Origin of the sequence: Nocardia arthritidis (assembly GCF_011801145.1) — a bacterium.
In the GTDB taxonomy this organism is placed as follows: domain Bacteria; phylum Actinomycetota; class Actinomycetes; order Mycobacteriales; family Mycobacteriaceae; genus Nocardia; species Nocardia arthritidis_A.
Map to the genome: position 1 here is coordinate 4005889 of NZ_CP046172.1, position 12839 is coordinate 4018727.

9 protein-coding genes are annotated in these 12839 nt (G+C 65.6%); 3 read left to right on the forward strand and 6 right to left on the reverse strand.

The genetic code is table 11. The annotated features are described in order from the left end of the window. Window positions 1–224 precede the first annotated feature (224 nt). Window positions 225–1607: an amino acid permease gene (locus tag F5544_RS18065; protein ID WP_167474263.1), complete on the forward strand. Its 1383-nt coding sequence runs from the start codon at window positions 225–227 to the stop codon at window positions 1605–1607. A 72-nt stretch (window positions 1608–1679) separates the two neighbouring features. On the opposite strand, the gene F5544_RS18070 is transcribed toward F5544_RS18065, so the two are convergent. The 4 genes from F5544_RS18070 to F5544_RS18085 form a co-directional block, all read right to left on the reverse strand. After that, entirely contained in the window at window positions 1680–2315 is a 636-nt protein-coding gene (locus tag F5544_RS18070; RefSeq protein ID WP_167474264.1) for a hypothetical protein, read from the reverse strand. A 284-nt stretch (window positions 2316–2599) separates the two neighbouring features. Continuing rightward, complete coding sequence (locus tag F5544_RS18075; protein WP_167474265.1) at window positions 2600–4165, reverse strand: flavin-containing monooxygenase; 1566 nt, start codon at window positions 4163–4165, stop codon at window positions 2600–2602. Between the two features lie 16 nt (window positions 4166–4181). Then, window positions 4182–5756 carry a flavin-containing monooxygenase gene (locus tag F5544_RS18080; RefSeq protein WP_167479297.1) on the reverse strand — a complete coding sequence of 525 codons (1575 nt, stop codon included), beginning with the start codon at window positions 5754–5756 and terminating at the stop codon, window positions 4182–4184. Window positions 5757–5941: 185 nt separating this feature from the next. Then, entirely contained in the window at window positions 5942–6352 is a 411-nt protein-coding gene (locus F5544_RS18085) for a hypothetical protein (RefSeq protein ID WP_174867353.1), read from the reverse strand. Between the two features lie 243 nt (window positions 6353–6595). Here F5544_RS18085 and F5544_RS18090 point away from each other — a divergent pair, with 243 nt between their 5' ends. Then, window positions 6596–8011 carry a hypothetical protein gene (locus tag F5544_RS18090; protein WP_167474266.1) on the forward strand — a complete coding sequence of 472 codons (1416 nt, stop codon included), beginning with the start codon at window positions 6596–6598 and terminating at the stop codon, window positions 8009–8011. Window positions 8012–8026: 15 nt separating this feature from the next. Here the strand turns inward: F5544_RS18090 and F5544_RS18095 are convergent, their stop codons facing one another. Continuing rightward, a complete protein-coding gene (locus F5544_RS18095; protein WP_167474267.1) occupies window positions 8027–8995 on the reverse strand; it encodes a TauD/TfdA family dioxygenase in 969 nt (322 codons plus the stop codon). 362 nt (window positions 8996–9357) lie between these two features. Here F5544_RS18095 and F5544_RS18100 point away from each other — a divergent pair, with 362 nt between their 5' ends. Further along, a complete protein-coding gene (locus F5544_RS18100) occupies window positions 9358–12237 on the forward strand; it encodes an ATP-binding protein (RefSeq protein WP_167474268.1) in 2880 nt (959 codons plus the stop codon). Window positions 12238–12243: 6 nt separating this feature from the next. Here F5544_RS18100 and F5544_RS18105 read toward each other — a convergent pair whose 3' ends face one another. Continuing rightward, the gene (locus F5544_RS18105) at window positions 12244–12804 is read right to left on the reverse strand and encodes a ribbon-helix-helix protein, CopG family (protein WP_167474269.1); all 561 of its coding nucleotides are present in this window, start codon (window positions 12802–12804) and stop codon (window positions 12244–12246) included. Window positions 12805–12839: the final 35 nt, after the last annotated feature.

Sequence of the window (12839 nt, forward strand, 5' to 3'; positions counted from 1 at the left end):
CTGTGACCGGCGTTCGCGTTGACGGCGTCGGATGCGGGCCGATTTCCCTGGAGGGTGGTCGAGCTGGCATCCTTCCGGCGTATGCGGCGACTCGGTCGCCTGACCATTTGCCTTTAGGAGTCTGCACAGATGCCTCTCGCCGAAGCCGCGATTCTGGATGCGCGACGAGTGGTCGTCGGGCTGTGGCGTGGGGGCCGGGCCTCGGTGGTGCGGGCGGGTGCGCGGTGACGACGACGCGAGATCAGGTGGGCACCGATCTGCGGAGGTCGCTCGGGCGTCGGCAGATGACGATGCTCGGGCTCGGGTCGGCATTGGGTACCGGACTTTTTCTGGGGTCCGGTGCGGCCATCGGTATCGCCGGGCCCGCCGTGATCGTCGCGTACGTGATCTGCGCGGTGATCGCGGGCATCATCTCGGCGTGTCTGGCGGAGATGACCGCGCGCTACCCGCTGCGCGGCGCGTTCGGTGCGCTGTGCGCGCGGTTCCTGTCGCCGTTCGCCGGGTACGTCGCCCGCTGGTCCTACAGTGCGGCGGCGGTGATCGCGGTGGGCAGCGAGGTGGTGGCCGCGGCCACCTATCTGCGGTTCTGGTGGCCCGGCCTGCCGATGTGGGTGGGTGTCGCGGTGGTCGCCGGGATCGTCGTCGCGATCAATCTGGTCGGCGTCGGTTCGTTCGGCGCGGTGGAATTCGTGCTGTCCAGCGTGAAAGTCATTGCGCTTTCGCTGTTTATCGTCTTCGGAGTGCTGCTGGTATTCGTCGGGCTGCCGCGCTTGGACGCGGTGGGCGTCGAAAACCTCACCGGGCACGGCGGATTCGCGCCGCACGGCTGGGCGGCGGTGTGGCAATCGATGTCGATCGTGATCTTCGGATTCGTCGGCATCGAGCTGGTCGCCATCTCGGCGCCGGAGGCGAAGGATCCGCGCGGCGCCATCGAGGCGGCGATGCGCACGCTGATCTGGCGGCTGGCGTTCTTCTATATCGCGGCGGTCGCGATCGTGCTCTGCGTCGTGCCGTGGACCGACGCCGCGACGGGCGGCGGCGTCCGGTCGAGTCCGTTCGTGCAGGTCTTCGGCGCGGTCGGGATTCCGGCGGCGGCCGCGATCACGAACTTCCTGGTGCTGGTCGCGGCGGTCTCGGCGGCGAACGCCAACCTCTACGGCGCGACGCGATTGATCAACTCGCTGGCGCTGGACGGTATGGCGCCCCGGATACTCCGCGCGACCTCGGGGCGCGGCGTTCCGGTGGCGGCGGTCGCGCTGGCCGCGACCGGCACCCTCGTCGCGGCGGTGCTCACGATGTCGGGCGTCGCCAATATCTATGTGCTGCTCACATCGGTGGCGATTTTCGGCGTGCTGGTGACCTGGCTGTTGATCCTGGTGTCGTACTTGCGTTTTCGCGACGGGGCGCCGCGGACCGGGTTCGCGGCGAAATTGGGTAAGCCCGCCGCGCTGGTCGGCATCGCAGGTGTGCTCGCGATCGTCGCGACCGCCGCCGCGGTGCACATGATGACGATGTCGCTGGTGATCGGGCTGCTGTTCCTGCTGATTCTGGCCGGGGTGTATCGAGCCGCGGGGTTGCACAACCGCTTGCCTGCCGCGACGGACTGATCGTTGGATACCGGCGCGGGCGAGCCCGTGGTGCGGGGCTCGCCCGGCCGTTATTCGTTGTGTGACAATCGGTTACGGGCCGACGGTGATCGGCTGCGACGGATCCGTCGTGTTGTTCAACACGAGGGTGCCGGATACCGATCCGGTCGTGGCGTCCGTCGGACAGATCGGGTCACCGGTAGTCCTGATCGGGGCCGAGACATTGTCGATCGTCACCGTCGGGGGATTCCCGTTGGTGAAGGTGCCGGACAGCGTCACGGGGCCATCCGGTGCCACCACGGTGGTGCAGTTGGCCAGGCCACTGCCCTGAATTACCATGCCGCCCTGCGGAATTGTCAGGCTTCCGGTGATCGTCGACCCGTACTGCACCTGGACCCCCCAGGTGCCGCTGGTGCTCACCGCGATCGTGACCGGCAGGCTGCTGGAGCAGTCACCGATCGTCGGCGACCCGATCTGCACCGACACCGGACCGCTCGCGTTCTGGTTGCCCGGCGCCGCGGGCACGGAACCGTTCGCGTTGACGGTGTTGCAGCTTCCGGTCACTTCGCCCGCGGCGAAGGTCAGCGGGCCCTGGTTGACGGCCGAGACGGCGGCGCCCGCCGGGGTGACCGTTGTCGAGGCGTCGGCCTGAGCCGGGCTCGCGACGGCGACCGCGGTACAACTCGCCGCGGTCAGCGCCAGGCATGTGAAGGTAAATCTGCCGAGCATTACGCACTCCTCGATCAATGAGGGATTAGTCGACGACGGTGATTCCGTCGTCTGAAAAAGATGTGATTAAGATACCGGCGAGAGCGATCCGAGCGGGCGGTCTCAACTGGGGAAAGGTTCCCCAGGAACCGGGAGCTTTATCCGGCGCTTCGGGCCGCTCGAAATAACTCCGGAGAATTAACTGAACCGATGAATTCCCACCGGCAACGAAAGATCTTGGCCGGTGGAAATTTTCGCCGACCCGTAGACCGCGATGAGCACGCGATCATCCGGCCGACGGTGATTCAGCTGGTGGTGGCCAGTGCGTCGTCCTGCGTCGCGGCGCGCGGCCGCGTGGTGCTGTAGCTGTAGTCGTTCAGCGGGAAATGCCGATTCTCCCAATACATTTCGAGCTGAGTCGACGGGCGGAAGGCGGCGCCGTCGCCCTGGTAGTTGATGTAGTAGGTGTTGGAGGTGACGCACCCCTGGGTGAACAGGTGCGTCCGCTTGGCGCGTTCGTCCATGCGGGCGAAGTAGCGGTCGTGCGGAACCTGGCGCACCTCGACCCGGGTGGCGCCGCGCCTGCGGGTTTCGGCGATCACCCTGGCGGCGTGTGCCGAAGTGGACTCGATCAAGGGGATATACGAGCCCGGCGCGTACGCGTACGGGCCGATCACCAGGAATGCGTTGGGGAATCCCGGGACCGAGACGCCCTGGTATGCCTGATACCTGTTGGTGTCCCAGAATTCGCCGAGTTCGATGCCGCCGCGGCCGTATATCGGGTAGGCGGGTGTCGCGCCTTTTTCCATCACCCGGAATCCGGTGGCGCACAGCACCATATCGAATTCGCGTTCGGCGCCGTCCGCGGTGACGATTCCGGTGGAGGTGAACCGGGCGATCGGCGTGGTGTCGAGTTCGACGTGCGATCGGGTGAAGGTCTTGAAGTACACGTTGGAGACCGACGGCCGCTTACAGCCGAGCCGATAGTCGGGGGTGAGCTTGCGGCGCAGTTCCCGATCGCGCACCTGGCTGAAAAGGTAGCCCTTGAGCGCTATTTCACCGATCCCGATGGCCGCACCGGTGAGCCTTGGATAACTCGAAAGGGCCAGGCCGGCGCCGAGACCGGCGTTCACGCCGACATTGCCGACGAACCGGACCGTCTTCTGCAAGGGCGGAAAGTTGAGGACCGAGTTGAGCGCCGGGCCCATCGGGAAGTCCAGCTTGGGGCCGATCCAGATCGCGCGCCGCTGATACACCGTCAGTTGCGCCACCGACTTGGCGAGCTCCGGTATCACCTGCAAAGCCGTTGCGCCCGTGCCTATTACGGCTACCCGCTGGCCCCGGTAATCGTAGGAGTGGTCCCACCGCGCGCTGTGCATGATCTTGCCGGCGTACTCGTCGATACCCGGAATGTCCGGTGTCTGCGGCACTTCCAGGCCGCCGACCGCGCCGATGGTGAACCGGGCGGTGATCTCGTCGCCGTGTTCGGTGCGGATCCGCCACAGATCGGCCGCCTCGTCGAAGGCCGCGCCGACGGCGCCGCAGCCGAGCCGCAGCTTGTCCCGCAGGCCCTGCCGGTCGACGACTTCCTCGGCGTAGCGCTGGATTTCGTGACCGGGTGCGAAGAATCGCGACCAGTTCGAGCGTTGCTGGAAGGAGAAGTTGTACACCGGCGACGGCACGTCGACGGCGACGCCGGGATAGGTGTTGGCGAACCAGGTTCCGCCGACCCTGCCCCATTTATCGATGATGAGGAAATTCTCGACGCCGACCCCGCGCAGCGCGACGCCGGCGCCGATCCCGCCGAGCCCGGCGCCGATGATCACGACGTCGTATTGGGGGATGGTGCGAGAACCGTTGGTGGAACTCATCGTTGAGACCTCTTGTTCAGAATCGTGACGACGCCTCGGCGACGCGCGCGGCCCTGTTGGTGGCCACCACGGGCAGCGCCTCGTAGCTGTAATCGTCGAGCGGGAACCGGCGATGCCCGCGGCGGGCGCGGAAGAATCCGGTCGGCCTGATATAAGTGCTGTCGCCCTGCGAATTTCGGTAGTACGTCGGCACGTGACCGTTGAGTTCGGTCAGGTAGAAGCGCATGGCCGCGCCGTGACGGTAGATATCGCGGTGATACGCGTCGTGCACATCCTGGCGGATCGCCATATAGGTCGCGCCGCGGCGGCGCGCCTCCCGGATGGCGCGCACCGCGTGATCGGCGGTCATCTCGACGAAGGCGTGCCAGCCGCTGCCGGTCCACGAATACGGGCCGACCAGCGTCCAACGATTGGGCAGGCCGGGCAGCGAAACGCTTTGGTACGCCTGCAATCCGTGCTCGGCGTAGAACGCGCCGAGGTCCAATCCGTTCGCACCGACCACCATGCCGGGCAGGTAGGTCTCCGGATCGGAGAAGACGTGGTATCCGGTGGCAAGCACGATCGCGTCGAAGGTGCGCTCGATGCCGTCGGTGGTGCGGATGCCGTTCGTGGTGATCCGGTCGATCGGTGTGGTTTCGAGTGCGACATTCGCGCGGTTGAAGGCGAGCAGGTAGCCGGTATTCGCGGTGGGGCGCTTGGCGATCGGGCCGTAGTCGGGTGTGAGTTTCGCTCGCGTCGCCCGATCGCGCACCATGAGCCGCAGCAGGCCCCGGTATCCGGCGATGGCGGTCGCGTCGGCCGCGCGCATGGCCGGGCGCACCAGCGGCATCGGCGCATTGGAGAGGACGCGCAGTCCGGCGTCGACCACCAGCAGCACCGCGCCGTGGGTCGCGGCCTGTAGGCCGGGGGTGCGCAGGGCGAACTTGACGATGCCGGGAATCCGCGGATTCGGCTTGGGAATACACCAGACCGGGGTGCGCTGGTAGACGGTGAGGCTGCCGACTCGCGCCGCGATGGACGGCGTGATCTGCACCGAACTCGCGCCGGTGCCGATGACGGCGACGCGCCTGCCGTCGATGTCGTAGTCGTGATCCCAGTCGGCGGGCCGCAGGACCTTACCGCGGAAATCGGTGAGCCCCGGAATCCCCGGATCCTGTTTGGGGCTGATGAACGCGCCGACCGCGCTGATCACGAATCGCGCCGTGATCACCCCGCCGTCCGCGAGATGCAGGTTCCACCTGTGGTTTTCGGCATCCCACCGCTCGGCGACCACATGCGTGCCGAATCTGAGGTGCGGGTACAGCCCGAACCGGCGGGCCACGTCGACGTGGTACTGCTTCACCTCGGCTCCGGCCGCGAACAGCCTGCTCCAGTTGGGATTCCGCGCGAACGAGTACTGATACGCGATCGACGGGATATCGACTTCCAGCCCCGGATAATGATTTTCGTGCCAGCTGCCACCCACCTCGTCGGCGCGGTCCAGTATGGCGAATTCGGTGATCCCGGCCTGTTTCAGCTTCACACCCGCCGCGATCCCGCCCGGCCCGGCACCGATGACGACAACCTCGTGGTCGGGGCGCGAATCCCGCACCGCCGCTTCACCGTTCGATGCCGTGGTCACGATTGTCTGGGCCTCTCGGATAAAGTCGGCAGCTGGGCGGCCGCCGCTGATGGACGTTCACGCGCAAAAGCGGCGTGTCACCCAGAGTAAGTCCGTCTGAGACACTATTCAAGACTCGATCTCGGGACCCGGATCGACCTCATCGAGGGCCGTGGTCAAAGCTGTTGAGCGGCTTTTGGAATCGTCATCGGCGTGGTGGAAGATATGGCGGGCGTTGTAGCCCGGCAGTGTCGCGCGGGCGGTCCGGCCCGCCTGGCATGGTGCGCCTGCGCGGCGTGTAAGCGGGCGGCAATTCTCCTGGCCAGCAGGATGATCGCGTGTTCGCGCAGTATGCCGATGCGCTCGGCGCGATCGTCCACCAAGGACAGGTGGTAGTCGTCGTACACCCCATCGGGGTCGCTGAGCAGTTCGTCCAATTCCATCCCGATAATTGCTTGCTCGCGCGTGAGCAGGCGGCCGGGAAGCCAGCTCAGCTGCCAGACATGGCTGCCGTCCTGCGGCATACGGATGGCCCACTCGGGGGTGATATCGCTGGTGATCGTCCAATCGGTGGCGTACAAGGTCATCCGAGGCGCCTCTTCTTCGCAAATGATGATTTTGATTATTCGGGCCGAGGAGTCGGCCGAGCGTGGATTACCTTGTCAGAATGGCGTGTGAATCTCTTGGCGGGGATTCGATTCCCGGGCGGCGGTTTGTTCTTGCACGCAACGCGGGCAGAGCGGTACGAGGCGCGGGCATGCGGCGGGACCGACGGATAAACTGAATTCTCGGTGTGACCGGATAGTGGTCCCCGGAAACGAGTGATTCGTATGACGAATGTTCCGCACGACAACCGGTGTGCGCGGCGCGTGGCTCGTGGGGTGAAAATCGCGGGCGGTTCCGATTACGAGGCGGCGCTCGCGGTACATCGGCATTGCGGGGTGTCGTTGCTCCGGGCACACCGCATTGCCTGCGGTTACACGCTGATGGATGCGGTGGAGGCGCTCAAGGAGGTGCTCGCATCGCGGGGGATGCCCGCCGCGGGCCTACGCCATCAGCGGATGTCGCAGTGGGAGCACGGCCAGGATGTGCCGTCTCCGCACTATTTGGACGCGCTGTGTTTTCTGTATCGCACCAGACCCGACCGGCTCGGATTCGGGCACGACTATTCCGAACCGAGTGGTGTGTTCTCGGCGGATGAATTGCGGGAATCGATGGACCGACGTCATTTCGTGAGTTTTGCCGCGACCGGCGCGATGTTCATGTATGCGCCGCCGGACGGGATATTCGGCGACGATATCGACCCACCGGGTGGTCCGCGGGCTACGGCGGCGTATGTGGGTCTACTCGAGGAACTCACCGAGCAGAACGGTTATCGGCTCTATTCTCGGCCGACGGAGTTCATTCCCGCGCGCATGATCGATCTGGCTCGGGTACAGGCGTGCTTGCTGGCCGCGCCGACCCAGGATATTCAGCGCAGGCTGTATCGGATCTATGCCAAGAATGCCGGATTCATCGCCAGGCGGCTCACCGATATCGCGGGCGCGGGCGACGCGTTCGAGTGGTTCGGCATCGCCCGCCGCGCCGCCCGGCTCGCCGAGGACACGGCGGTGCAGGCCTGGATCGCCGGCTGGACCTGCGACGCATGCGCCTGCCATCGCCAGTTCAAACCCGGCCTGGACGCCGCGCGCGCCGCCCAGTCGATCGGAGTCCGCGATTCGTCGACGGTGCTGGGATACCTCATGGAGGCGGGGGTGCATGCCCGATTGGGGCGGCGCCGCGAAACTCTCGAGGCCGTATGCAACGCCGACCGGTTGTTCGCCGAGCTCCGGGCGGACGACTGCGTTCCCGACGGATTCCATACCAGCGAATATCTGTTGCGCTGGCACCAGGCCAACGCGCTGGCCCTGGTCGGCGCGCACAGCCAGGCCGCGTCGCTGCGCCGGCGGGTGCTCGAGTTTCCGTTGGCCGACCACGATCAGGTCGGACGCGCGCTGCTGTGGCTGGACGAGGCCGCCGCACATATCGACGCGGGTGAACTGGAATGGGGCTGTCACCAGCTCATGACGGTGTGGCAGCAGCTACCGAACGAGATCGGCGGTGGGCTGGTCCCGGAGCGCGTCGTCGAGATCCTGGATGCCCTTACCGTCGGGCGCACCGCCATCCGTCAGGTGGCCGAGGTTCGCCAACTCCTCGAATCCACCGCGGCCGGACGCCTGGCCCTCGCTCGATCGGCTCGACGATAGTGGTGCGCGACGTTCTCATCCGACGACCCGCAGCGCGCCACGGCGGCGGTGGGCCCGGACGGATGCGCAGGTGTACGTGCGCAGCAGCCATCGATCGGTACCGTCGTAACGCGGTTGAAATACCGTGCGGCCGTGGACCGTTCGCCGGTTGTCCACCAGCAGCAGGTCGCCGGGACGTGCGTGGTGACCGATCGCCGCACGGTCGAGGGCCGCGGTCAGCGCGATCATCGCCGCGGCCGCCTGACGGTCGTCGGGATCGGCGGGACGTTGGTAGATCGCGTCGAAGCAGATCTCCGGGTCGTCCTCGGGTCCGGTCAATATCGGCGCGGCGACGAGGTCGACGGGGTGCGGGAGGTCGTGTTCGGCCGAGGGCACCATGATGAACCGCGGCTGACGCAGGACCGCCGTTATCTCATCGGGCAGATCGAGGTTGCGGGCCGACGCCAGCACTGTCGCGGCCCCGGGGTGGCCGCGCAGACACAGCAATCCGAAGTAATCGCAACGGTCGTCGGTGAAACCGTCCTCGACATGCCACTGCAGCGCGGCGGTACTGCCGCCACCGTTCTGGTCGTCCTCGTGGCCGGCTACCGGGACTATGTGTTCGACAAGCCGTCCATCGATCAGTGATCGGAACGTGAACGGCTCACCCAGCGACCAGGAAACCGCCAACAGCAACAGTGCGGCGGCATCGACCACCGGTGTTGACACCGAGGGTGTCCGGGTTGCCGGAGTGGCAGGCAATCCGGCCGCACTCGCGCACAGATTCCGAACCAACAGCACATTGTGTGCGGTGCCGACGGTGCGGAAGCGGTGCAGTGCGCCGATCACACTCGACGGAAGGTAGGCAATGAGACCGGAAGCGACCTCGACGGAATCCTGCGATCCGCGGTGCGCGCAGGCCGCCCGCAGCGCCGCCGTCCACACCCGAGCCGCCTCCTGCCTGCGCAACTTCACGACTTCGCCGGGAACAAGTCGATCGAACATCAGCGATCGCCCCCTGAACATCCGTAAACCGCTGGGCGGTACTTATCGCGTCCGTATTTCGCCTCCGGTACGGCTCGCGGCGACAGCAATTGATTTCCAGCGAATGGTGAAAACTTGAATTTCATGCCCCGGTCGGCACGTTTGGTGGTGTTCGGATTCATAGTGGCTGTCCTTCGGATACGTCTGCGACACATCTGCCGCTACGAACAGCAAATCCGGACAAACCTCGCGTCCGACACCTGTTCGGACAGACCGGCGGATCCGCATTGCATTTCCGGACCGTCCGGCGGACATCGAGCAGACACTGCCGGACAATTGATGACGTGCGACGAAGGGGCGCTGGTGAAGGGGGGAAGTGCGTAATGGCCGCGATTCCGAACCGGGCGGTGACACGCGAATACCTGGCGAGGCTCACCAACCAGACCGAATTCGGCGGTGCGCTGCGCAGAATCCGGGAAGCGGCCGGCCTTTCGATTCGTCGGCTCGAACGAAAAGCGGCCGACCGGGCCAACGGCGGGCCGCACCGTTTCGTCGGTCTGACGAAGAATCTGATCGAGGACATGGAGAAGGGGAAACGGCTCGAAGGTAACCCTATCGGCGCGGCGAACGACAACAGGCTGGAGATCTATTTGTGGTGCTGCGGCGTACCCCGGGAAGACCTGCCCGCATGGCTGGAAACACGCCGCCGGATACGCCGCGCGGCACTGCGACCGGAACATGAGCCCGCCTCGGATGTCGCGACTCAGCTGCGTCCGGCGGTCAAGACGGCCCTGCGTCGCGACGTGGGCACCTTCATCGGACGCGACGCCGAACTCCAGCAGATCCTGGCCGCGGCCGCCACCGACCGCGGACCCCGGATCTACACCATCGATGGCATGCCCGGTATCGGGAAGACCGCACTTGCGACCCGGGCGGCGCACCTGTTGGTGGATCAATTTCCCGACGGCCGGTATTTCGTCGAATTGCACGCCCACACCGCGGATCGCGCGGTGGCCGAGCCGACGGATGTGCTGGCCGGCCTGTTGATCAGCCTCGGAGTCGACACCGATTACATCCCCGACAGTCTGGAAGGGCGGCGCGACCTGTGGCGCGACCGGCTGACCGGTAAGCGAGTGCTGCTGATCCTCGACGATGCGCGCGATGTGGCGCAGATCGAACCGCTCCTGCCCGCCGCCCCCGAATGTCTGACGCTCGTCACCAGCCGACGCAGGCTGATCACCCTGGACAACACGGTCCCGGTGGCGCTGGACATCCTCGATCCGCGCGCTGCCGCAGAGTTGTTCGCCGCCCTGGCGCAGCCCACCGCGGACGGCGACGCGGATCGGGCGGCGGTGGCGCGGATCGTCCGGCTGTGCGGATATCTACCGCTGGCGATCACGCTTTTGGCGGGCCGTTTGGCGCACCATCCGACGTGGACGATCGCCGAACTCGCCGACGAATTCAGCCGGGCAACGGATCGTCTCGGCGAACTCGATGCCGGTGACCAGGTCGTCCGCGCCGCGTTCGACCTGTCATACCGTGACCTGCCGTCCAAGCATCGCCTGCTGTTCCGCCGGTTGGGTCTGCACCCGGGCCCCGACTTCGATGCGCATGCCGCGGCCGCGCTGGTCGGCGTCGATGTCGCCACGATGCGATGGGACCTGGATTCGCTGTATACCGACCATCTCCTCGACGAGCCTGCTCGGGGCCGCTACCGCCTGCACGACCTGCTGCGCGAATTCGCTCGCGCCCTCGCCGACGCCGAGCCCGGCGGCGACAGCTCCCGAGCGCAGGAACGGTTGCTGGACTATTACCAGTACACGGCCGCCGCGGCGGATCGCTGGCTGACCCGCTGGACGCGCACCACCAGCGAGCGTGGCGACCCTCCGGCCGGCCGTAGGGTCGCCGCACGGACATTCGGCAACGAGATCCAGGCATTGGAATGGATGCGCCTCGAACGGGAGAACCTGCTGGCCTGTCTCGACACCCTCGCCGACAAACACCCGACCCGGGTGATCGCCTTGGCCGGAGCGCTGGCCGGACTACTGGACCGCGACGGACCTTGGCCACTGGCAGGCAAACTGCATCAACGTGCCGTGGGTGCCGCACGTGGTCTCGGCGACCAACTCGGCGAGGCCTGTGCGCTCAACAATCTGGGCGGCGTGCACTGGCGCGCCGGGAATTATCCGGCGGCCATCGACCGCTGCGAGGCGGCACTCACCCTGTACCGCAAACTGGACGACCGGCTCGGCGAGGCGAATGTTCTGAACAACTTGGGCACCATTCACGGTGAAACCAGCGACTATTCGAGGGCCGCCGGTCTGCATCGACAGGCGTTGACCCGCTATCGCCGACTCGGTAACCGGCTCGGCGAGGCGAATACGCTGAACAGTCTGGGCACCATTCATGAGAAAATTGGGGAATATCCGAAGGCCGGGGATCTGCATCGGCAGGCGTTGGCTTTGTATCATGAGTTGGGTAATCGCCTCGGCAAGGCGAATGCGTTGAATAACCTCGGAATTGTCCGCGCTCGGACGGGTTTGCACAGCGAGGCTGTTGATCTGCATCAGCAGGCGTTGGCTTTGTATCATCAGTTGGGTAATCGCCTCGGCGAAGCGAATGCGTTGAATAATCTCGGTATTGTTCGTACTCGGACGGGTTTGCACAGCGAGGCTGTTGATCTGCATCAGCAGGCGTTGGCTTTGTATCATCAGTTGGGTAATCGCCTCGGCAAGGCGAATGCGTTGAACAACCTCGGAATTGTCCGCGCTCGGACGGGTTTGCACAGCGAGGCTGTTGATCTGCATCAGCAGGCGTTGGCTTTGTATCATCAGTTGGGCGATCGCCTCGGCGAAGCGAATGCGTTGAACAACCTCGGAATTGTCCGCGCTCGCACCGGTCTGCGTGCCGAGGCCGTGGACCTGCACCAACGGGCTCTCGCTCTGTTCCGCCAACTCGGCTACCGTCGCGGCGTGGTCGAGGTTCTCGTCGATATAGGCACGTTGTTGCTCGATACCGGTGCGCCTGATGTGGCACTCGGCAGGTTCACCGAGGCCCTCGCGGTCGCCCGTGAGCTCGGCAGTCAACTCGAACAGGCGCACGCCCTGGAAGGTATCGCTCGGTGCCGAGTGGGCATGGGGGCGGAGGGTGATCTCGCGGAACTCCGCGAGGCGATCGAAATGTATGCGCGTATCGGAGCCCCGGAGGCAGCGGCGGCCGCCGCGTACCGGTCCACATTGCGGCACGGCAGGTCCTCCGCCTGATGGCCGTCAGCCGGCCGAAGCCCCTTCGCCCGGTGCCCGCGCCGTACCCGGAGCGGTAGCCGTGAGTTGATCGAAGAGGTAGCGATCGACCGACATGCGAATCGCCCAGGCTCTGCTGCGCTGCAACCGTGCACAGAGATCGGCCAATCGTGCCGAGGTCGGCGCATCGAGATGGATATCGACGGGCACGCCGACCCGGGTATCCGATCCGTCGTGCACGATGGCGCCCGTCAGCGGGTCGAAATCTCTGGATTCGACGATGCCCGCGTCGGATACCCGATACGTGCCTGCGTCCACTCTTTCGGCCGGTGCTCGGATTTCATCGTCGGCATCGAAGTAATCGAGCATCGCGACGACGGCCGCGCAGATCATTTCCTCTTCCGAGGCGGAGTGCGCGCGCGCCAGTGGGCCCACAAGCGATATGGCGGCTGACGTGAACATTACGGTGAGTCGTGTTTCGGCGGTGTAGCGCTTCATGAACGGCGCACCTCGTCTTTCGGCCATGTGGTGAATGGCTTTGTGGCGCAATGTCTTTGCTTCACAATTGAAAGGCTGATGCGACAACACACCAATAGGTATGATAGCACGCTGATCGCTGGAAA